Source organism: Paenarthrobacter sp., assembly GCF_031180005.1.
Lineage (GTDB): Bacteria > Actinomycetota > Actinomycetes > Actinomycetales > Micrococcaceae > Arthrobacter.
The window spans coordinates 23,989-44,756 of record NZ_JAPSHI010000011.1; the positions used below are offsets into that span (position 1 = coordinate 23,989).

At 59.0% G+C, this 20,768-nt stretch carries 24 protein-coding genes and 2 pseudogenes; 9 read left to right on the top strand and 17 right to left on the bottom strand.

Going from position 1 to position 20,768, the window contains the following annotated elements:
* Positions 1–43 precede the first annotated feature (43 nt).
* The 7 genes from RIF72_RS09975 to RIF72_RS09995 all read right to left on the bottom strand — a co-directional run bounded on the left by RIF72_RS09975 (position 44) and on the right by RIF72_RS09995 (position 3,927).
* On the bottom strand, positions 44–259 hold the full coding sequence (locus tag RIF72_RS09975; RefSeq protein ID WP_017198208.1) for an LxmA leader domain family RiPP: 216 nt from the start codon (positions 257–259) through the stop codon (positions 44–46).
* Positions 260–323: 64 nt separating this feature from the next.
* Positions 324–497 carry an LxmA leader domain family RiPP gene (locus RIF72_RS20110; RefSeq protein ID WP_192811984.1) on the bottom strand — a complete coding sequence of 58 codons (174 nt, stop codon included), beginning with the start codon at positions 495–497 and terminating at the stop codon, positions 324–326.
* A gap of 65 nt (positions 498–562) precedes the next feature.
* Entirely contained in the window at positions 563–730 is a 168-nt protein-coding gene (locus RIF72_RS20115) for an LxmA leader domain family RiPP (protein WP_192811983.1), read from the bottom strand.
* A gap of 59 nt (positions 731–789) precedes the next feature.
* Entirely contained in the window at positions 790–1,767 is a 978-nt protein-coding gene (locus RIF72_RS09980; RefSeq protein ID WP_309074662.1) for a T3SS effector HopA1 family protein, read from the bottom strand.
* The gene (gene lxmK, locus RIF72_RS09985) at positions 1,764–2,858 is read right to left on the bottom strand and encodes a class V lanthionine synthetase subunit LxmK (RefSeq protein WP_309074663.1); all 1,095 of its coding nucleotides are present in this window, start codon (positions 2,856–2,858) and stop codon (positions 1,764–1,766) included. Before lxmK ends, RIF72_RS09980 begins: the two co-directional genes overlap by 4 nt.
* A gap of 284 nt (positions 2,859–3,142) precedes the next feature.
* Positions 3,143–3,457, bottom strand: coding sequence for a transcriptional regulator (locus RIF72_RS09990; RefSeq protein ID WP_309074664.1), 315 nt, complete (start codon positions 3,455–3,457; stop codon positions 3,143–3,145).
* On the bottom strand, positions 3,454–3,927 hold the full coding sequence (locus RIF72_RS09995) for a hypothetical protein (RefSeq protein ID WP_309074665.1): 474 nt from the start codon (positions 3,925–3,927) through the stop codon (positions 3,454–3,456). The genes RIF72_RS09990 and RIF72_RS09995 overlap by 4 nt, the downstream gene beginning before the upstream one ends.
* Positions 3,928–4,107: 180 nt before the next feature.
* Here RIF72_RS09995 and RIF72_RS10000 point away from each other — a divergent pair, with 180 nt between their 5' ends.
* Both RIF72_RS10000 and cofE read left to right on the top strand, forming a co-directional pair.
* Positions 4,108–5,112, top strand: coding sequence for a TIGR03557 family F420-dependent LLM class oxidoreductase (locus tag RIF72_RS10000; protein WP_309074666.1), 1,005 nt, complete (start codon positions 4,108–4,110; stop codon positions 5,110–5,112).
* A complete protein-coding gene (gene cofE / locus RIF72_RS10005) occupies positions 5,109–5,936 on the top strand; it encodes a coenzyme F420-0:L-glutamate ligase (RefSeq protein WP_309074667.1) in 828 nt (275 codons plus the stop codon). The genes RIF72_RS10000 and cofE overlap by 4 nt, the downstream gene beginning before the upstream one ends.
* On the opposite strand, the gene RIF72_RS10010 is transcribed toward cofE, so the two are convergent.
* From RIF72_RS10010 to RIF72_RS10020, 3 genes are read right to left on the bottom strand one after another with little or no spacing between them, the layout of a single operon-like run.
* Positions 5,933–6,733 (bottom strand): ABC transporter ATP-binding protein, encoded by an 801-nt coding sequence (locus tag RIF72_RS10010; RefSeq protein ID WP_309074668.1) that lies wholly within the window; start codon positions 6,731–6,733, stop codon positions 5,933–5,935. The two genes, cofE and RIF72_RS10010, sit on opposite strands and share 4 nt — an antisense overlap.
* Positions 6,730–7,821, bottom strand: a complete 1,092-nt coding sequence (locus RIF72_RS10015; RefSeq protein ID WP_309074669.1) for a putative F420-0 ABC transporter permease subunit — start codon at positions 7,819–7,821, stop codon at positions 6,730–6,732. Before RIF72_RS10015 ends, RIF72_RS10010 begins: the two co-directional genes overlap by 4 nt.
* A complete protein-coding gene (locus tag RIF72_RS10020; protein WP_309074670.1) occupies positions 7,818–8,801 on the bottom strand; it encodes a putative F420-0 ABC transporter substrate-binding protein in 984 nt (327 codons plus the stop codon). Before RIF72_RS10020 ends, RIF72_RS10015 begins: the two co-directional genes overlap by 4 nt.
* A gap of 359 nt (positions 8,802–9,160) precedes the next feature.
* Here RIF72_RS10020 and RIF72_RS10025 point away from each other — a divergent pair, with 359 nt between their 5' ends.
* The gene (locus tag RIF72_RS10025; protein ID WP_309074671.1) at positions 9,161–9,853 is read left to right on the top strand and encodes a hypothetical protein; all 693 of its coding nucleotides are present in this window, start codon (positions 9,161–9,163) and stop codon (positions 9,851–9,853) included.
* 52 nt (positions 9,854–9,905) lie between these two features.
* Here RIF72_RS10025 and RIF72_RS10030 read toward each other — a convergent pair whose 3' ends face one another.
* Positions 9,906–10,112, bottom strand: a complete 207-nt coding sequence (locus tag RIF72_RS10030) for a helix-turn-helix transcriptional regulator (protein WP_309074672.1) — start codon at positions 10,110–10,112, stop codon at positions 9,906–9,908.
* A pseudogene (locus RIF72_RS10035) lies at positions 10,112–10,399 on the bottom strand (DUF2975 domain-containing protein); the annotation flags it as partial. The gene RIF72_RS10030 and the pseudogene RIF72_RS10035, both read right to left, overlap by 1 nt.
* Before the next feature lie 249 nt (positions 10,400–10,648).
* Between RIF72_RS10035 and RIF72_RS10040 the strand changes: the two are divergent.
* Entirely contained in the window at positions 10,649–11,215 is a 567-nt protein-coding gene (locus RIF72_RS10040; protein WP_309074673.1) for a type 1 glutamine amidotransferase domain-containing protein, read from the top strand.
* Between the two features lie 115 nt (positions 11,216–11,330).
* On the opposite strand, the gene RIF72_RS10045 is transcribed toward RIF72_RS10040, so the two are convergent.
* Together RIF72_RS10045 and RIF72_RS10050 are read right to left on the bottom strand one after the other, a co-directional pair.
* Positions 11,331–11,738, bottom strand: coding sequence for an ASCH domain-containing protein (locus tag RIF72_RS10045; RefSeq protein ID WP_309074674.1), 408 nt, complete (start codon positions 11,736–11,738; stop codon positions 11,331–11,333).
* A gap of 245 nt (positions 11,739–11,983) precedes the next feature.
* Positions 11,984–13,816, bottom strand: a complete 1,833-nt coding sequence (locus RIF72_RS10050; RefSeq protein WP_309074675.1) for a VCBS repeat-containing protein — start codon at positions 13,814–13,816, stop codon at positions 11,984–11,986.
* Positions 13,817–14,048: 232 nt separating this feature from the next.
* Here RIF72_RS10050 and RIF72_RS10055 point away from each other — a divergent pair, with 232 nt between their 5' ends.
* The 3 genes and pseudogenes from RIF72_RS10055 (at position 14,049) to RIF72_RS10060 (ending at position 15,859) form a co-directional block, all read left to right on the top strand.
* On the top strand, positions 14,049–14,375 hold the full coding sequence (locus RIF72_RS10055; protein ID WP_309074676.1) for a hypothetical protein: 327 nt from the start codon (positions 14,049–14,051) through the stop codon (positions 14,373–14,375).
* 39 nt (positions 14,376–14,414) lie between these two features.
* Positions 14,415–14,557, top strand: a pseudogene (locus RIF72_RS20120) (dihydrofolate reductase); the annotation flags it as partial.
* A 558-nt stretch (positions 14,558–15,115) separates the two neighbouring features.
* Complete coding sequence (locus tag RIF72_RS10060; protein WP_309074677.1) at positions 15,116–15,859, top strand: MBL fold metallo-hydrolase; 744 nt, start codon at positions 15,116–15,118, stop codon at positions 15,857–15,859.
* 4 nt (positions 15,860–15,863) lie between these two features.
* On the opposite strand, the gene RIF72_RS10065 is transcribed toward RIF72_RS10060, so the two are convergent.
* The gene (locus RIF72_RS10065) at positions 15,864–16,307 is read right to left on the bottom strand and encodes a YdeI/OmpD-associated family protein (protein ID WP_309074678.1); all 444 of its coding nucleotides are present in this window, start codon (positions 16,305–16,307) and stop codon (positions 15,864–15,866) included.
* Positions 16,308–16,403: 96 nt separating this feature from the next.
* Between RIF72_RS10065 and RIF72_RS10070 the strand changes: the two genes are divergently transcribed.
* Positions 16,404–16,658: a DUF2630 family protein gene (locus RIF72_RS10070; RefSeq protein ID WP_309074679.1), complete on the top strand. Its 255-nt coding sequence runs from the start codon at positions 16,404–16,406 to the stop codon at positions 16,656–16,658.
* Between the two features lie 12 nt (positions 16,659–16,670).
* On the opposite strand, the gene RIF72_RS10075 is transcribed toward RIF72_RS10070, so the two are convergent.
* On the bottom strand, positions 16,671–17,813 hold the full coding sequence (locus RIF72_RS10075) for a glycerate kinase (RefSeq protein WP_309074680.1): 1,143 nt from the start codon (positions 17,811–17,813) through the stop codon (positions 16,671–16,673).
* 82 nt (positions 17,814–17,895) lie between these two features.
* The gene (locus RIF72_RS10080) at positions 17,896–18,867 is read right to left on the bottom strand and encodes a D-2-hydroxyacid dehydrogenase family protein (RefSeq protein ID WP_309074681.1); all 972 of its coding nucleotides are present in this window, start codon (positions 18,865–18,867) and stop codon (positions 17,896–17,898) included.
* 65 nt (positions 18,868–18,932) lie between these two features.
* Here RIF72_RS10080 and RIF72_RS10085 point away from each other — a divergent pair, with 65 nt between their 5' ends.
* A complete protein-coding gene (locus RIF72_RS10085; protein ID WP_309074758.1) occupies positions 18,933–20,753 on the top strand; it encodes a sugar-binding domain-containing protein in 1,821 nt (606 codons plus the stop codon).
* The last annotated feature ends 15 nt before the right edge of the window (positions 20,754–20,768 follow it).

Below are 20,768 nucleotides of genomic sequence, written 5' to 3' on the forward strand. Positions count from 1 at the left end.
CCCGTTTGACCTTTGATCTTTCAGAGCTGACTAAGGCTTGCTGCTAGCAGCCGAGCCTCCAACTAACGCCTGCCCCGGCACCACTGACGGCACCCGATACAAACAGCTTGCTCGTGGCAATCGACCACAGAGCCAGCGTCGGGGTTGCTGCAGGCGCATCTGAGTCCGCCGTGAATTCGAGTTCATCTGCTGCCGCGTACTGCTTGTACCCGGAGACGAGTTCCATGAGGTTTCCTGTTGCTTGGGACTGTGCGTTCATGTGTTCGCTCTTTCTCGATATTTGATCAAAAAAATGACGTACTACTGCTGTTCTTGATGTTGAACTAACGCTTGGGCGGTCCGCCCGTGCTTGTAAAGTACGAAAAAGCAAAGCTCGCAAGGAACCCGCAAAGCGGAGAACTGGCAGGCGTGTCTCCTTCGGCCGTGAAGGATATTTCATCAGCTGCTGCATAGGTTGAGTAGCCCGAGACAAGGCTCATAAGCTCTTTTGTTTCCATTTATTCACCCCCATTCATAAATAGATGCCGACGTTCCGCTGGGCAGCCGGCTGCCCTTGTTGCAGTTATCTGCCCGGTCCGCCGCTCGTAATGTACGAGAATGCGAAACTTGCCAGAAAACCGCAGATCGGCGTGCTGGCCGGTTCACTGGACTCTGCCGTGAAAGACAACTCATCAGCAGCGGCGTACGTCGAGTACCCCGAGACAAGGCTCATCAGCTCTTGTGTTTCCATCGATTCACCCCCCTTCGTGAAATGGAAATTTGAAGTTTGCCGGTTTTCCGGCAAAACCTTTATCCGGCGGCGTTCATTGCCGGCCGGGCCGGGTCTACCCCGGCTGCGGTGAGCTGGTACTTGAGCTCCTCATCCAGATTGCGGCCCTTTTGTGCACTGTGGATGAGTGTCCTGGCATAGAGAAGCGAGCGGTGCTGTCCAAAACTAAGAGCCCGCATGGTTGGCCGGAGGTCATTTGGCTCTTCGGCTATGGCTATGCCTGGGGCAATGCGCTCTGCGAAGACCGACGTCTGCGTCCCGACTCCGGAAACGTCGGAAAGGGCGTACGAAAGCTTCTTTATTTGATCCAGCCGCGGATCACCAATGTAGGCCACGATTGCGTCGTTGCGCGGGTAGGCCGCCGGGTCGGATAGAACTTTTGCGGAGTAGCGGTTGCCCAGCGATTCCAACGCGGCAAGGACAGATCCCCACGCCTTAGGTGCATGCTCAGCATGGGTGACGTTCACATACAGACGCACTGTTCTGGCTGGTTTTGGCGCCAGTGACGCTGCCGCGCCGAGTGTGTAGAAGAAGCCTGGAGAGGCTGCTGGTCTGGCTGCGGGCAAGGTCACCAGAATGTTGCTGTTGGCCACCGGATTGCTCCGCCTCGAGATCACCAACCGGTTCTCAATGCAGACTTTCACTCCTTCGATGGATATAAGCGAATGAGTTTCCTGCATCCCATCGGCCGTAGAACCTCCGAGATAGACAGCGGGTTGTTCAAATTCCGGAACCGGAATCTGTTCGGACAGCTGTTGCTCGAAGGCGGCAATACGCTGAGGCCTTAAAGCTCCGGAGCCATCGTCCTGGCAGGCATGGAATTTTCTGTAGATTGCATTAGCCAGGGTGACTTCCAGATAGCGCTCATCCGGAAGATCCAAGCGTTCGCCCAGGATCCACGCGCCTTCACCGGCGGGTTCGATACTTATTGCTTCGGAGAGTACGGCCAGGGTGGAAGTACTAACCACGGCTTCGGGCACCAACAACGATTCGCTCATGCGGTCTCACCCCCCAGCCCCAGTACTGCAGCAAATTTTTCAGGCTGCAAGAGCATGGAGCGACCGATGCCGGCAGCGGCCCGTTCGATGGGTGGAAGAGTAGAACGGAACTGACTGCTGGCCAGCAAGCGATCATGAAGGTGCCAGCCGGCAAAGCCAGTTGCACGGACCGCTGTTTCATCATCAGCAAAAGCGGACTTTGCACTGTAGCCGGACCAGAATTCAACGATGTGCGGACGGAGTTCAAGGAGTTTCGCAACACCGCGCTCAATGATGAGGTCGTGATCCAGATTAAGCTCTATATTCGGAGCGCTTTGGTCTGCACGCACAATGTCCATGATGGCCCGGTACACCCATTCGCCTGCATAGCTGCCGATATCCCGGGCAGGATCGGCGAGCCTGAACTCTTCCCAGTCCAAGATGTGGGTCTGGTTATCTGAAATCATCACCTGGTCCAGGCGAAGGTCGCAGTGCGAGGGAACGCGAGGCGACTTTTCTTCTTCGATAAGCAGATGCTTCACCGCGGCTGCGAATGCAGTGTCATCCTGGTGGAGCTTCACAACCTGCAACTCACCCCAGGTGCTGTTGAGGTAGCGGTCCAGCGGGAATTCATCGAAGTGGCTGGTTTGGGGAAGATCCGGCTTGGAGGTGTCGTAGTGGACTGCGCCCCCTGCTTCCGAGGCGTGGAGTTCCCCGATGGCCGAGCCGATTTCGCGGGAGCGTTGTGGATCTCCGGTACCCTGGATGACCTGCGCTGCCAGGGACTCCCCATCGCCGAGGGCCTCAAAGACTACCTGTCCTCGATCGGAATCGGCGCCCAGCAGGTGGGGACTCCGAAGATGAACATACGTGCTTGCTGCCTGATGGCGCTCGAAGGACGCGATACGGCTGAACCGCTGGTCAACGCTTTCTTTCGGCCCGAGAAGTTGCTTGGCGAACACCCTGCGACCAGTGGACGTGTCACCAACCCAGCTGTCATTTCGACCCACCGGAGAGACCAGTGTGCCGGGCCGAAACTCTCCCAGTCCAAGGTCGCGGAGCAGGTCTACAAGCCCTTCAGCCTGCTCAAGAGGTTTAGCCTGAGTGGCCAATTCCAAGTTTTTAGCGTCAACAGCCCGCGCCCGTTGATCAGCCAGCACATGTGTCATTAATCCCGCATCCCCCAATACGTTCGCCAAGAGGTCAGCGCATTTTTCGGCTGACTCCCCTTGACCTGACAAGAGCCTACAGGTGAATGCAATCCTGTCAATTCGATCTTTTGAGGGAGGAATGGCGCTGCATTGGCGAAATGTCCTCTGTCGCACCAGTTCAGGTGCAACCTGAACTCATACTGACGAACCAAGCAGAGGCATATACCAGAGGAAGGGGTGCTTGTCTAGTGCCGCTTTCTCGAGCTGTCAATAATTTCCTGAAGAAAACTTATATGGCCATCAAAAGCTGCTTCCCCCTCGAAGGTAAGCGCAGCCCAGGTCTTTGATCTGGTCTCAACAGTCTTCTTTGTCAAAGCCACATATCCGGCTTCGTTGAGGCTCTTCAAGTGCTTGCTTAGAGTTGAATCGGAAATACCCAAAGACTGCCGAAGGAATCCAAATTCGCTAAGTCCAAACTGGCGCAGGAGACTGCATATTCGAAGGCGCACCTGCCCGTGAATAACCTCATCAAAGACGTACCGCGAGTCCTCCACGCTCATCGCCGAGTGCCATTGTACGAGGTAATAAAAGCCTTCTCCATACGCTGGCTCATAACAAGTGTGAGCACTAAAGCAAGAGTCGCAGAAGCAATGAGAATCCACAGTTGACCTGAAATGGTGTACAGCCACACTCCCGCGACCCCGAGACAAATCAGGGTAGCCAGAAGTTGCAACCCGATCCTCCGCGAAGCGCCGCGCTCCCAAGGGCTGGCTTGCACATGCGTCAGCCGTGGTCGCAGGAACCCAAGAACCGTATAGAGGACGGCAGCGGCGCAGATCACCGTAATGAACCAACTGGTTGGCAGTGAGAAGGCGAGGAGAAACCCGGCGACACAGGCGCTTTGGAGAATGTGGTACCAAAGCGGGGCCGCAGCGGAGGCTGCGGCCCTCGCTCCGTCTGTGCGGAGGAACGCGAGGTCTTCGGCGGCAGAGTCGGACGTGGGCGGTTGGTGGTTTCTGCTATTTTCCATACCGGAAAGCTATTACTTTCCGACTCGGAAAGTCAAGGCTTTCCGTAGCGGAAAGTATCAAGAATGCACTCTGGGATCCAGCGTTTGCCCAGTTCGGACTCGCTTGCGGACGAACGCACGGGCTCCACACCGCCAGATGTAAAGTCGCCGGCTGTGGAGTTGGCATGAAAGCATGTGGCCATGAATGACGCACCGACTATCGGTTACGCAGCAATGCTTGAGCAGTTTCATCCCACGGAGGCTCTGGACCTCGCTGAGTACGCTGAGCTCCGGGGATTCTCCGGAGTCATGGCAGCTGACCACTTTCAGCCCTGGGTTCCAGCCCAGGGTCAATCAGCCTTTGTGTGGAACGTCTTGGCCGCAATCGGAGAACGCACCAAAGGGGACTTTGGACCGGGAGTCACGACGCCTACCTTTCGCTGGCACCCGGCCATGGTTGCCCAAGCTTCGGCAACAATGGCGGCAATGTATCCAAACAGGCATTGGCTTGGTCTCGGCTCAGGAGAGGCCCTGAATGAGCACATCATCGGAACATATTGGCCTGAAGCACCGGAACGCATAAATCGCATGTTCGAAGCCGTTGACATCATACGAAAGCTTTTCGCAGCGTCTATCGCCGGGAGGGATGTCAGGCACGACGGACAGTTTTACAAAATGGAAAGCACTCGGCTGTGGACCATGCCCGACGTAGCACCGGACATCCTCATTGCTACTGCCGGGCCTGTCACCGCCAAGCGTGCAGGACGTGCCGCAGATGGATTGATCACAGTAGGAGCACCGCTCGAGAAGGTAGCGGGATTGATAGACAAATTCAACTCCGGCGTGCGCGAATCGGACCGGGACCCGGACTCTCTGCTCAAGGTCCTTCAGTTGCACATAAGCTGGGCGTCGAGTCATGAGGAAGCCTTGGCGAACGCAATGGTCGAGTGGCCCAACGGGGGGATGAAATTCCCGAAAGCAGATATTAGATCGCCCTTTGAGATTGCACAGATTGCCAAGATGGTGCGTCCAGAAGATTTCGACGGCCGGGTACTTATATCTGCTGATCTGGATGAGCACAGGAAGCACATCCAAAGCTATTTGGATCTCGGCTTTGATCGCATCTACCTGCACAATGTTGGGCGCAACCAACGCGAATGGATTGATGCCTTTTCAACAAAGGTTCTACCGAAGTTGATACGATGAGACTGGCGTTGGAAATATATGACTTGCCCGGGCTGCCGGAAATTGGCATAGGCGACGACCTTACAGCAATCATTTTCGCGAAGTTTGGCGATGAATTACACGACGGTGACATTGTTGCCATTTCCTCGAAGATTGTCTCGAAGGCTGAAGGAAGAGCAGTTCCCGCCAGCGAACGGGAACGTGCCGTAGCGGCTGAAACCGTCCGGGTAGTGGCAGAAAAGACGCACGCGTTGGGTATGACGCGCATAGTCGAGAACCGGTTGGGAATTGTTGGTGCCGCCGCGGGTGTGGACAGCTCCAACTGCCAACCAGGAACTGTGCTGCTCTTGCCGTCCGACCCTGACGCCACAGCCCAGGCAATCTGCACCGCGCTCCGGGATAAGACGGGTCTGGATCTGGGAGTCCTGATCACGGACACCCTTGGCCGGCCGTGGCGGGCCGGACATACCGATATTGCGATCGGCGCGGCTGGCTTCACTGTCCTTGATGACATGCGCGGCCGGCCCGATGCGTATGGCAGGCCCATGGAGGCCAGCATAACGGCCGTCGCTGATGAGGTAGCTGCAGCTGCTGATTTGGTGAAAGGAAAAGTAAGCCAATGTCCAGTGGTCGTCCTGAGAGGCTTGCAGAAGTTCGTCCTCAGTGCGCAAGAGGATGCACGCAGCCCGCATCAAAATGCTGCGCGCCTGATCCGGCCTGCGTCTGAGGACATGTTCCGTTTGGGCAGCGCCGAAGCGTACGCGGCCGGGTTCGCCGAAGGCCAAAGCGCCTCATCCGCAAGTTTAAGGACTTCCGATGGTGACGTCGGTGGTGCATTGATCTAACCGAAAACAACCAGCGGACGTCCAGACTTTGGATGAACCAGAATCGCGGCCTCGACGCCGAAGACCTTGAGAATGGTTGCCGGTGTCAGTACTTCCTCCATCGGACCCGCCGCAACAATCGCACCGCCGTCGAGAAGAATCGCGTGCTCACAGAATTGCGCGGCAAGGTTGAGGTCATGAATGGCAGCCACAACTGTCATGCCTTTCAGGGCAAGTCCCTGTAGAAGGCGCATTGTAACCAGTTGCGCCCCTATATCAAGATGATTTGTGGGCTCGTCCAAGAGAAGCACGCGAGGCTGTTGTGCCAGGGCCCTTGCGACGTGGATTCGCTGCTTTTCCCCTCCGGATAGGGTGTGAAAGTGCCGTTCCCCGAACGCAGCCATTCCTACCGTTTGCAGGGCGGCAGATGCAGCAGCGTAGTCATCCGTGGAAGGGCCGGCAAACATGCGTTGGAAGGGTGTCCTACCCAGCAGGACCACATCCAAAACCTTGAGCGGTTGCTCGCTCACCACGGCCTGCTCAACCAAAGCTATGCGTTGCGCCCGGATTCGCGGGGATACGGACGCGAGGTCTTCTCCGTCCAACTCGACCTTTCCTGAGGCCGGTCGCAGAATGCCTGCCAAGAGATGGAGGAGGGTCGACTTACCTGCTCCATTTGCCCCCAGCAAAGCGGTCGTACCTCCGCCGTTGATAACGCAATCGAGTTCCTTAATGAGGTACTTCCCCTGAACTGAGTAATTCAGATCCAATCCCGACAACGTCCCCTCAAGCACTGGCTGCTGCGCCAAGGTCATCATGTGCCCCTCTTTTGCCGCCAAATGAGGAAGGCGAAAGCCGGGGCGCCAACCAGCGCCGTGATAACGCCCACTGGAATCTCCCGTGGGGACAGTACGGAGCGGGCAACAGTGTCAGCCCAGATCAGGAAGATTGCGCCGGTGAACGCGCTCAAAGGAAGCACGGTGCGATGCCCGGCACCTGCCAGCAGGCGCACAACATGAGGAATCACCAATCCTACGAAGCCAAGAGCGCCGCTGACGGCCACCATGCACCCTGTCAGGAGGGCCACGGCTCCCATCATCGCCCAGCGTATTCGGGTGGGATTAAGGCCCAGTGACGACGCAGCCGAATCCCCGAAAGCAAATGCATCGAGCATCCTGCCGGTAAGCAGAATGGGCACGCCGGCCAGCAGGAATCCGACGATGGCGATGCCGACTGAAGACCACGTCGAGCCAGACAGAGAGCCCATCAACCAGCTCAGAACTTCCCTGTACGAGTCCCCTTGGGCAGTCCAGAAGATGACAAATGAGGTCAGAGAGGAAGCCAGGGAAGATACTGCAAGTCCTGCCAAGACGGTCCGGGTGGTTGAGAGACGGCCAAAAGAGGACGCCAAACCCAAAGCGATGGCCATTGCCGCCAGAGCTCCCGCGAAGGCCGCCAGCGGCAGCAGGAGGGCTACGCCCAGCAGCAGGACTGATACTGCTGCGAGCGAAGCTCCAGAGCTGACACCAAGAAGGTATGGATCGGCCAACGGATTCCTGGTCAATCCTTGCATTACCACACCGCCCACAGCCAACCCGGCTCCCACGACCGCAGCAGTGACCACCCTGGGTAGTCGCAGCTCCCAGATGATGGCATTCTGAACCTGTTTGGACGGGTCCGGACCAGCGGCTCCGAACTTCTCAGCAACAGCAGCAAGGACTTCCGCTGGAGAGATGTAGGTGGGGCCAACTGCGGCAGCAGCCGCTAGGGACAACAACAAGATGGCCAGCAAGAGCAGGAGAACCAGAGTCAGCTTACGCTTCCTTATCCGGTACGTTGACTCCGGATCCGGTGGAATCAGAACAGGATGCGGCAGCACCCCTACTTGGGAGTGCAACGCCCTCACGACGCTTTGCCGTACAAGGCGTTCGTTTGGTCCACAAGGGACTGGACTGTGTCTACATTCCTGACACCGGCTTCGGACGCTGCAAACGGGACAACTAAGTAGCGTTTGTTTTTCACGGCCTCCAACTGGGACATCACCGGATGGGATTCCAGGACTAATTTCTTCTTCTCCGTGCTACCCCAGCTTGAGTTAACCAAGACGATAGTGTCCGGGTTGCGTTCTGCAATCACCTCCCAGGATGCGGATGCCCACGATTCCTGGACGTCTGCCATGACATTCACCAAGCCTGCGGCTTCCATCAGCATCTGAGGCGCACCCGTTCCCGCCCCGACGTATGGGGTCTCGGACCCGGAACTGAACCATAGAGTTGAATGCTTGTCCGCGCTGGGCACTATAGCAGCCAGTTTCTCGCGCTCTTGGGTAACCAACTGCTCCGCCGCAGCTTCGGCGGCGAATATGTGTCCTACCTCGGAAATCCCGGCAAAGACTTTATCAAATGTCAGAGGCGCAGTTTTGTAACCAGACTTGAGACAAGCAGCCGGAGCAACATAGGTAGAAATGTTCAATTGGGCAAGGGATGAACGGTCTCCCACACCCTCCGGAGTGAAGTTTGACTCCCAACCCCCGAAAATAAAGTCGGGCGAATAGGAAAGCACCGACTCTTGAGCCGGAAGGGACTTGGAGATGACGGGAATCTGTTGTTGCCATTTCTCAGGCACTGGACCGTCCGCAAAGGCACTACCGACAATCCTGTCTCCCAGACCCAATGCAAGCAACATCTCAGTAGCGGTGGATTTTATTGTCACCACCCGCTGCGGAGGTGACGCGATCTCGAGCCGGGTACCGCAGTTGTCGATCGACATCGGGTATCCGCTGGAGACTGGAGCTTGGGTGGTGGAGTCCCCCGAACAAGCAGACAGCGAGAGCGCTAGTACACTAAAAACGGCAAAAAAACGACAGGTGGAATTGGCCCGGTTCATTCGTCCCCAATACGAAGCATCAAGCAGAAAATGATGTCAGAATCCGGCTCCGCCGGTGGCAATCGCCTAAATCAAGGCGCACTCTCCCCGCAAGTTTGCCAGGAGGCCAATGGCACCAAGTCTAACCATGAAAAATTCCGGAACATAGCCTGTCCGAACGGAACTAAGCTCCGGGTATGCCCTTGGGGCCTTATACCGTAGCCTATTTGGGAAGCAGACCATCGTCCGCTTTGCAGTCGGGAAACATCCATAGGGGGATTGGAACTATTCATGGCTATAAAACTTGACGAAAAGCGCTGCTCCTTTTGCATCAACCTGGCTTCATCACTGCAGAACCTGCTCTTGGATGGAACTGAAGCATGAAAACCGCTGCCGCCCACGACGTTCGCTGGATTCTGGCCAACTTGCCAGGAAGTCGCGGTTACCTCTCGCCCAAGATTCAGAAGCTGGTGCGCTCCCTCGGCGATGAACTCACGTCGATAGGAGAATCGGGTCCCCAGAAGGATCTTGTCGAGCATATTTTGACCGTCAGCACGACACAGGGCTCCACCACCACCCCGGAGTGGTTGATGATGAACGGCTACGTGCGTTCGCGGATCGGGAGCCACGCCGACCTCCTCCCTGACGCCAGTGATGCCCCCGGCTCCAGCCTTTCCCAGGTCCAGGACTCACTCAAAACCATGGACGCATTGACGCCATCATTGAGACTCTTGGTGGGGGAACTGATGGACAGGTCAAATGTTTTGATGAGCCACTATGTCCGAAAGTTCCATGGTGACCAGCTCAAGTTGTATCGGGTATCCGGCATCCACCAGAGCGCCGGAACGCCAGGCCTTCACCCCCCGCTGTCGCGTTGGACGGACGCCAGGGAAATAGCGGAGAACTGGCTTGCGGGTTCGGAGGGGACGGTTGTCACCGCTTTAGTGCCTGCGGAATGCGTGTGGATAGCGTGCGATCACCATGCTGGTCAGTTGATGATCAGCCCGCACTCTGCGTGGGGCCATTCCATTGAAGTCATTGAGACGGTCGGCTTGGATTCTCGGCAAAGCTGACTACTGGGTACTCCTCAAGGCGGGGTGAATCGAGGCCGGGTTCATGGACCCGTCACGCTTCTTCCCACCGCAGCAGATCTCCCGGTTGACACTCAAGCACTTCGCACAGTGCTTCGAGCGTAGTAAACCTCACGGCTTTCGCACGCCCATTCTTGAGTACTGCCAGGTTTGCCGGGGTGATCCCCACCCGATCAGCGAGCACTCCCACAGGCATTTTGCGCTTGGCCAGCATGACGTCAATATCCACGATGATCGCCATCAGATCACCTCGTCGAGCTCGGAGCGGAGCTGCGCGGCTTCGACGTCCCGCGCTACAGCCTGCGCGAGCAGCGTGCGCATCACCAACACAACCAGCGCCACGCCCCCGGTCATCAACGCCGCTCCACAGATCAGCATGACAATGCCTGGTGCGGTCTCGCCGGGCGCCAGAATCACCGCGATGCCGAAAACCAGCACCGCCGCGAAAGCGATGGCTCCAAAGATGATGTCCACGTACCGGAAAGCTCCGTGGGAGAACACCGTCCCTCGGCGCACCATGGTCAGCAAATCGCCAGCACCATCGCAATGACTATCCGTAGCGCGAGGATGGTCAGTTTTCCCATGGAAACTCCTTTATCGAACAACAATCATATTCTATTGATATTCGATACTTAGACAAGCTGAACTCCTCGCAATGGCCGTTAGTCAGCTTGCTTACTAAAGAGTCTTTCCCTAGGCTTGAACGGGTCAGACAAACAACTCTCACAGCGGCGGCCACGCTCAAAAAGCACTCCGCCGCGCAATGGAGGAGGAACAATGTCAGAACACAACATCACAGGCAAGAAGGTCGCATTCCTGTTGACGGACGGCGTGGAGCAGGTGGAGCTCACCAGCCCATGGCAGGCGGTCAAGGATGCTGGCGGCGAGCCAACTCTCGTGGCTCCCTCCAAGGGAAAGCTCCAAGGTTTCAATGGCGTGGAGAAGGGTGACACCTTCGACGTCGACCTCGCGGTAGCCGACGCCAACGCCTCCGATTTCGACGCGCTGGTTCTCCCCGGCGGCGTTGTGAACGCCGATCATCTCCGGGTTGATAAGGACGCGCAGAACTTCACGCGCGCCTTCTTTGAGCAGCACAAGCCGGTTGCCTCGATCTGCCACGGGCCGTGGATTCTCATCGAGGCCGGCGTGATCAAGGGCCGCAACGTCACCTCTTATCACACGCTCCAGACTGACCTGAGGAACGCGGGCGCTAACTGGACCGATGAGGAAGTGGTGGTGGACCAAGGCCTGGTCACCAGCCGCAACCCGGACGACCTCCCCGCCTTCAACAGCAAGGTGGTCGAGGAGATCTCAGAAGGCCAACACGCTGGCCAGACCGCCTAACGGTCAGCGACCCACATACGGCAAGTGCCGCCGTCGTACCTTCCAAAGAAGTACGACGGCGGCACTTGCCGTATCGCTGACTGCTCAGGTTCCAAAGATGACCCAGCCGCCGACCTCAACGGGCAAGCATGAACTGCTCGAGCACAACAAGCGACGAATCGGTGATTTCGAAGCCGTTGCCCAGCTCCGCTCTCATTGCCTCTGACGACCAGAATTTGGTGTGACCCGCACGCCATTCTGCGACCGTCGCATACCCCTCCCCCTCGGCTAGGGCATGGCTCAACGGGACATCGCGTATAGGGACGATCCGGACGTCGGTGATTTGGATGATTGCCACCTGCTCTCCGTTCGAATCGATGACGGCACCCCTGTCGCCCACAGCAGGCAGCGGCTCTTTACCGACCTCGTATTCGTGGAGTAGGGAGCTTGTGGCAGTCTTGCGCCCAGATCGGACCTCACTGATGATGCGATCGCGTAGTGGCCCGGGAAAGGCGAACTCAACGACGGGGAGCTGTTCATCCATAGGAACAGCTAATCAGCTCTAAAGCTGCATAACCATTGGTCGCTCAGCTATCCACGCACAGTGACCGAGAACTTCCTCACGACCATTCCAGCGTCGGTCCTGATGATGAAGCACTGACTCGCGCGGGTCCAGGAGGAGTTCATCGTGAGGCGCTTCGTGTTGCCAATAGGCCTGAACGGCCGCCGTCGTTCTTTCACAAGAAGTACGACGGCGGTACTTGGCGTTTCGCTACAAAGTCGCCCCGCTTAGAACAATGCGGTGAAGACGTCCCAGTCAGCGCCGACCAAAGCCCGGGGTTTCCAGCTTCCCGACTTGAAGGGGTATAGATACATGTACCCCGCGCCGTCTATTCCGTAAATATCGGTCCATCCGTCATAGTCCCGGTCGCCCGCGCCGAACACGCCCTTGAAGGACTGCCAACCAGAACCGATCACCTTCGAGCCGAGCCAACCGCCCTTGCCGTTGGACGAATAGAGGAACAACTGGCCACCCGCGTTGGTGGCGAGGATGTCTGCGTGCGAGTCTCCGTCGAAGTCGCCTGTTGAAAAGACCCTGTTGAACATGTTCCAGCCAGCCCCAACTTGTCGTGGAGCCAGCCAGCCACCCTTGCCGTTGCCTGGGTAGAGGAGCAGCCTGCCGTCTCGGTCTTTGGCCAGGACGTCATCGTGGCCGTCGGAGTCGAAATCACCGGGAGCCATGAGTTCGGTCATACCCTGCCAACCGACGCCCACCAAGGACGCGGGCTTCCACCAATATTGACCGTCAGCGGGGTACATCCACAGTTCCCCGGAGGGCTTACGGGCCAGCACATCGGCGTGCCCGTCCTCATTGAAGTCCCCGGGCGAGAAGATCTTGTCAAAGACATTCCACCCCGTTCCAACCTCCTTGGGGAACGATCCGAAGTACCTGCCCCACATCCAGAGCCTGCCGTCAGTAGTCCGGGCCATCAGGAAGTCGCTGACTTCCCGGTGGACATAGTTCCGGGACGGGGCTGGATTAGTCACATATGCGGTCGAATCACTGACGAAACGGCCTACAACTTTGCCCTCAAGCGAAACAACGGCGGCAACGCGCACAGTTCCTCCGCCGTCTGCGTCTTTGACAACGTAGTCCACGCCAGGGGCAAGCCCTGTGCCAGCGGGATATGGTGTGGACTTAGTAAGCCAAAAAAGTTCCACCTTGGGGGTCGCGCCGACCGGAATGCCTTTGATGGATGAGACGTCAAAGCTTGCCTTCAATGCGGAGTTGATCCAGGGCTTCCCTGAGACAGCGATCGGGCCGCTCGTGACGAACAGATAGGGCTCCGATTCCGCGGATACCGATTTGAACCCCGGGGTCACCGTTGTGATGCGCAAGGACACTTCCTTCCCCGCATCAGTGGATCGGACGGACCCTTCGAAAGGCTCCGTTCCGTATTCGTAGCGATAGAGCTTCGCAACTCCCCCCGAAACCCACTGCACATGCACCTTCGTGACGCCTGCGGTCCACGTACCGGGAGATATCGTGCCGTCTACCCCATAGTTCCAGTTGCTCCACAAATCTTGGTCCGCTTGGAATTTAGGCAAAACCGAGGCTTGTGGGGTCCGCAAAACTCTCGAAGGGTTGCTTACGGCGAAGTCAGCATTTTGTAGCAGCGGATCTCCAGCGTTGTCGCTGAACAGATAATCGGATGAGCTGTTCCTTAGGGCCGCAGTTTCGGCTGGGTAGGACTGCCCGCTCTTTTGGAAGACAATACGAACGTCGGTCAACCGCTGCAGACCTTCGTAGAAGTCGCTGACGCCTATGACTGCCGTGGCTTCAGCTATGAACGGGCCGGGCCCAGGGTCTCCCGTCCAGATCAGGCTACGAGGCTCGGACAAGGACGCATCGCGGTACCGGAACTCCACGCGTTGCGCGGGTTGACTCAAGGTAAACCGCACCCTCGCGGTTTGCCCGGGCGCTAGTTGGGCTGCAGAGACCAACTCCACGGCAGTGAGTTTAGGTGCTTCGCTCGCTGCTGTGACCGCATTGGCTGGCGAGGCCGGGAGTCCAACCAACATCAACAGCACGACCACAAGCGCGGCCGCCAGCTTTGACAAAGGCCTAAGTTGACGTGACTTTTCCGGCACGCCAGCGTCGGTATTTGAGCGCACTTCTCCCCCAATATTCAGGCTGTGGACGGCCTGATAGAGGCCTCTCGGTAGAGAATACAGTTTCCTCGCAGAAATACGTGCTACATGACCGCGATACTGGCGGAACCTACGCCGTCGTAATGTTGCGCAGGTCACACTTGGCGCATACGCTGGGGGACGCTGCAGCGTGGCAGCAAGGATGAAAGGCAGTACATTGGCCAGCGACAAGCTCTCCGTAGTTGTTCGCGTCGACGTTGACGGCGAACAGATCCAGATCGCAGCGACCGGTCGAGTGACCACCTTGAGCCTCCAAGGGCTCTACCCGGTGGTTCAACGCACCAAGAGCCTCGGCGGCGGTCTCGGAGTTGAGATGGACCTGTCCCAAGCGACCATTGATGATGATGCGCTCGTCCAACTGCAGGGGTACGCCGCACTCCATGAGGTGCCCGTGCACCTCGCGGCGGAACTCACCAACGTGACGGCCCTCCCCTCCCGCGGCCTCCAAGCCACTAGCCGCGCCGCCTAACAGCGCCGCTTATCCCCAGCCGCATAGCAGGAGAAACTATTGCGCAAAGTCACCCTGGTCTGTTCCACTCCGTGGACGGCCTAGTCCAGGATCCCTTCAAGTTCCAGCTCGACAGCTTCGACGACGAACTCGGCACCGGGCTCACCAAGATGATCAACACAGTGGATACCGTGGTCCTGGGTCCGCATCTGCCTTCAATCAGCTGGGAATTTTCTATCCAAGGGGTTCGGACAAGGTGCGGGAGGCAACAAACTTCTTTACAGGCCCGCTTACCTGCGCAGGACGCGTCGCAGCCAACTCAACAGCTTGCTTGGTTCGGCCCTGTCCTTTTATGTGGCGTCCGCGGCTAATTCATTACGTCAAACCACTGCAAAACCGCGCCAGGTGTGGCCGACCCGGGTGGTCAAAGTCCTGGCCGGCCACACTGTCCGCCTGGGCAAAGCGGACGGGTACGCGGCCGGCCAGCCGACGGTGGGGGCCTTGCTCGCGCACGGTGACCAGCCGACGAGAGGGGTCTCCTCGCCTCATCGACTGTGGCTGTTGTTCTGCATCCGAATTGCGCTCTACAGCCCGTCACTACTTGGTAGTGGGACCAGCCAGAAGAATATGACGTGATTCAGGTCACTATTAATTTGGGAGGTCCGCGAGAATCAGGCTGACACCCTTGTTCCAAAATACTAAGTATGCTTATGGTAGTGGTTGCACCGGCCCATCTGACCGACCCAGAAAGCGGAGCAACCATGGCAATGACCGAGGTGGCAGACGGTGTCCATCGCTTCTCGGACGCCTACGTGAACTTCTATGTGGTGGAAGGCCGCGACGGTCTCACTCTGATCGATTCCGGTCTTCCGGCTATGTGGACACCGCTGGACCAGTCACTCAGGATCCTCGGTCATTCCCTCCAAGACATTCGCGCTTTAGTCCTGACGCATGCCCACTTCGATCACTTGGGACTGGCCAAACGGCTCCACCAAGAGTTGGGTATTCCCGTGTGGGTGCACACCGAAGACTCCTACATCGCAAAACACCCCTACCGCTACCGGCACGAACGCTCGCGGTTCATCTTCGCACTCACCCACCCGCAAGGACTGCCAGTGATGGCCAGCATGACCAAGGCCGGAGCACTCAACGTGAAAGGAGTCGAGGACGTCAGGCACTTTCCCGGCACCGGGGCTCTTCCAGTCCCTGGCAGCCCGGAAATCATCTTCTCCCCCGGACACACCAGCGGCCACTGCGGGCTGTTTCTCCGCGAGCGCGGGATTCTTTTCAGCGGTGACGCCCTGGTCACCATGGATCCGTACACGCAAAGAACCGGGCCGCGAATCGTTGCCGGCGCAGCCACTGCCGATAGCGCACTGAACCTTGCATCACTCAAGCAACTGGCACTGACCCGGGCAGGCCTTGTGCTTCCGGGCCACGGGGAACCATGGACCAAGGGCATCGAAGAGGCGGTTGCCATCGCCAGGGCGAACGGCCCGGCCTAAGATGCTACTTCTTGCCGGCCTTCAAATCCGCAACTACCTTCGCGATCCGTCGGGCACGCGTCTCTTCGGTCTTGGCATCACCGATCGGCTCGACGTAGCGCCGCTGGCTGCTGTAGTTCAGCGTGCCGTAGAACGCCTTCGCCTCAGGTTCTGCCTCCAGCGCGGCGGCCAAGTCCTCGGGCACCTCAACGACCCGGGGCTCGGTGTCTACTTCAAGACCCACGTCCACGGTGTCCCCCGCCGCAGTCCCGGTCAGTTCACGGTTGGCCGAGCTGACACCCACCATGAATTTCCCGCCCATCACGGCAATGCTGCTGCGGTAACTCCGGCCATTGATGGTCACCACCACCGGGGGCCGTTTTCCTGCGCCGAGCCCCTCAACGATCGCACCCGGAATTTCGATGCCCGCTTTGTTGCCATCGCCGACGATGGTCGTAGTGAATTCCATGACCCAAGTATGCCGTTGGCCACCAGTAGACGCACCCCATCAGCACGACTACGTTCGAGGTAACCACGCAATCCCCGCTACCCAAGGAGAAACAACATGGACGAGCAGGACCTTCTGGAGCGCATCCAATCGTTGGTTGAGGAGGAGCACCGACTCCGCGACACCACATCAGGCGGCGGCGGAACCGAGGACGACGTCGACGGCGGCCGGGCACGATTGGCTCAACTCGAAGCGCAGCTCGACCAGTGCTGGGACCTGCTGCGCCAACGCAGGGCGAAGAAAGACGCCGGAGAGAACCCCGACGAGGCCGAGCCGCGCCCCATCAGTGAAGTGGAGGGCTACCGACAGTAGCCCCGCATTCCACTACGCCCCTTCAAGCACCTGACTCGTCGCCCACGCCAAGTATTTGGCGGCGTTGGCAACGGCATCGGCGACGTCCGGAACGCCATCCTTGCGCTGCGCGACATCCAACAGCTGGGCGGCGGCAACGATGCCGTGCTTCGCCAGGTCTTCAGGCGTGACAGTAATGCGCCCGGCCACGGCGATGACGGGAATTCCGTGCACACTCGCGGCGTCGGCCAAGGCGATGGGCGCCTTGCCGGTGAGCGATTGCTCATCCATGGAACCCTCACCGGTGATGACGAGGTCTGCCTCACCGAGGTGCTTGGCGAGGCCAGTCAGCCCGGCGACCAGCGCAAAACCGCCTTCCAGCGTGGCATCCGTGAACGCGAGGATCGACGCCGGGAACCCACCTGCCGCTCCAGCTCCAGGAACGTTTACATCGCGACCCGTGGCCTCCCGAAGGAGCGACGCCCAGTTGCGGAGACCGGCGTCGAGCTTTTCAACGGCGTCCTCGTCCGCGCCCTTCTGGGGACCAAAAACATGCGCCGCGCCTTCCGGCCCGTACAGCGGGTTTTGGACGTCGACGGCGATGCGGAACTTCACGGCGGACAGCCGCGGATCCAGTTCGGAGACATCCAAAGCAACGACGTCGGCCAGGGAACCTCCGCCAAGGGGCACCACGTTGCCGGCCGCATCCAGGGGTTTGAGCCCCAACGCACGCAAGGCGCCGCTGCCGCCGTCGGACATGGCAGAGCCACCCAAGCCGAGGACGATCTCGGTGGCGCCGGTGTCGAGGGCCGCTGCCACTAGCTGGCCGCAACCGTAGCTGTGGGCGCGCAGCGAGTTCTCCGGCGTCGGTTCCATGTGGGCCAGGCCGGAGGCCATCGCCGTCTCAATAACGGCGCTTGCCCCGCCGAAGGAGTCCTTGCGGATGGCCCATGAAGCTCCGACGGGCTTGAGGATAGGGCCAACAACGGCGTTGTTCCGCTCCTCGTAGCCGGCAGCAATGGCGGCATCAAGGGTACCTTCGCCGCCGTCGGCGACGGGGAACTGGGTGGTCACGGCGTCCGGGTAAACGCGCAGGGCACCTTCGGCCATGGCTGACGCGGCTTCGGCGGCGGTCAGGGATCCCTTGAACTTGTCAGGGGCTATGAGGATACGCATGGGTCCATCTTGCCAGTTTCACTCGGAAAGCGCTTGCCCACGGCGTAACTTTTGCGCAGCGGCGCTGCTGCAAGAGCCGGAGTTACCCGCTGATTACCCTCACCGGAGCCCCATCAAGCCACGCCTTCACATCCTCGAACGCCCCGCCATAGAACTGCCGGTAGCTCTCGCGCGTCACGTAGCCGATATGCGGCGAGAGGACGGTCCTCGGAGAATGCAGAAGCGCATGCCGCGCCGGAAGGGGTTCCTCCTCGAAGACATCCAAGGCCGCACCACGGATCCACCCCTCCTCCAAGGCTCGGATCAGCGCCGCCTCATCCACCAAGGGGCCGCGGGCAGTGTTGACCAACACGCCGTCCGGGCCGAGAAGCCGCAGTTCTTCAGGGCCAACGACGCCCTCTGTCCTCTCGGATAATCGCAAGTGCAGCGTCACGACGTCGGACTCCCGGAACAACTCCTCTTTGCTGACATTGCGGGCACCGGCAGCTTCAGCAGTTTCCGCCGTGAGGTTCTGGCTCCAAGCCAGGACGTCCATCCCGAAGGCCTTCGCATAACCCGCCATCCGCTTACCGATCTTGCCCAAACCAACTATTCCGAGGGTTTTGCCCTCGAGTTCAAACCCGACGCCGGCCTGCCAGTCGCCAGCGCGGAGAGAGTTCTCCTCCACAGTCAGGTTTCGGGCAAAAGCCAGCAGCAAAGCCCACGTCAGCTCGGGCGCCGCGGCGGGTGAGCCGCCCGTTCCGCAGACCACGATGCCGCGTTCCGCCGCCGCTTCGAGGTCGATCGCTGCATTCGCCATGCCAGTGGTTACCAGCAGCTTCAGGTTCGGCAGCGAATCAAGGACTTCCTGTGGAAAACGGGTTCGCTCGCGCATCGCCACAATGATGTCGAACGGCGCCAACGCGGCCACGGCCTGCTCTTCCGAAAGGAAAGGTGCGCTGAAGACGCTGACCTTCACGTCGTCGTCGAGCAGTGAATCCCACGGGGCGTAATCGCCGGAGACCTGCTGGTAATCATCAAGGATTGCTAAACGGAATCGGGTCACGTTACTCATCCTTGCGCGGCGGCTGGTGGTACTCAACCCCGTGGCACGTTAGGTTTTTGATTGTGAGCCAAAATGTGACCCCCGCCATGCCCAAGCCTGAGCATCCGCGCCCGCAATTAGTCCGCGACAAGTGGCTGAACCTCAACGGCACTTGGGAGTTTGAGGTCGACGCCGGTGACTCCGGTTTGGAGCGCGGACTCACCACGCGCGAACTCAACAGCGAAATCGTGGTTCCGTTCGCACCGGAATCTGCACTTTCGGGGATCGAGCACGTCGATTTCATGGAAGCCGTCTGGTATCGGCGAACGGTGACGATCCCTCAGGAGTGGGCGGGCCAGAACGTTCTGCTGCACTTTGGCGCCGTGGACCACGACGCCACCGTATGGGTTAACGGGGTTGAAGTTGCCAGGCACCGTGGCGGCTTTACACCCTTCACTGCAGACCTCGGAGGAGTCGCCGAGCCAGGAACGGATGCAGTGATTGTGGTCCGGGCCAGGGATTCACGGCATGAGATGCAGGCACGCGGGAAACAGGCAACTTGGTACAACAACACCCACTGCCAGTACACCCGGACCACCGGAATTTGGCAGACAGTGTGGGTGGAAGCGGTCCCGGCGGTTCACATCAAACGCCTCCGCATGACTCCCAACCTGGCGGACTCCAGCATCACAGTGGAGGTGCCCGTCAGCCAGAACCGCAGCGGGCATACGGTCACCGCCATCCTCAGCGACAAGGGTGACGTACGTGTTGAGGCCACAGCCAAAGCAGACCTGGACCTCACGCCATCACTCCGGCTCATCATCCCCGCCGAATCCCTGCGTCCTTGGTCCATCGAAGATCCCTTCCTCTATGACCTCAATGTCAGCATCCACGATGACTCCGGCAATGTTGTTGACCAGGTCAGCAGCTACGCGGCAGTGCGGTCAGTTGCCTTGGACGGCAAGGTGGTTCGCATCAACGGCAAAGCTGTCTTCCAACGACTCGTCCTGGATCAGGGCTACTGGCCCGAGTCACTGATGACCTCGCCGGATGACGCTGCCTTGATCAAAGACATCGATTTGTCCATGGCTGCAGGTTTCAACGGTGCACGTCTACACCAGAAGGTCTTCGAAGAACGCTTCCTCTATCACGCTGACCGACTCGGCTATCTGGTGTGGGGCGAGTTCGGTGACTGGGGCGTCTCCGGCGGCGGGACTGTGGGGCACAACCAAAAGCCCACAGCCAGCTTCGTGGCGCAATGGCTGGAAGTGCTGAAGCGCGATTTCAACCACCCCTCCATCATTGGTTGGTGCCCCCTCAACGAGACGCACCAAGTTCTCCACGACCGCCTGACGGTGCTGGACGACGTCACCGAGGCCATGTTCCTGGCCACCAAGCTCGCCGATCCCACGCGCCCGGTCATAGACGCTTCCGGCTACGCCCACCGGATCCGCGACACGGACATTTACGATTCCCATTCCTATGAGCAGGACCCGGACCGCTTCCAAATCGAGCAGCAGGGGTTGGCGGAAGGAAAGCCCTACATCAACCGCAAGGCCGACGGCGAGGAATACTCCGTGCCGTACACGGGGCAGCCCTACTTTGTCTCGGAATTCGGCGGCATCTGGTGGAATGAAGTTGAGGCCCGTCAGGCTATGGACGGAAGCGACGTCGCCACTTCGTGGGGCTACGGCCAGCGCGTCAGCAGCGAGGAAGAGTTCTACACCCGCTTCGACGGCCTCTGCTCAGTACTCCTGGATAACCCCGACATGTTTGGTTACTGCTACACCCAGCTAACGGACGTTTTCCAGGAGAAGAACGGCATCTTCAACTTCGACCGCAGCAACAAGTTCGATCTGGCGAGAATCCGTGCAAGCCAAGTTCGGCCTGCCGCGATCGAAACCCGGAACAGCTAGCACTGCGTTTCATAT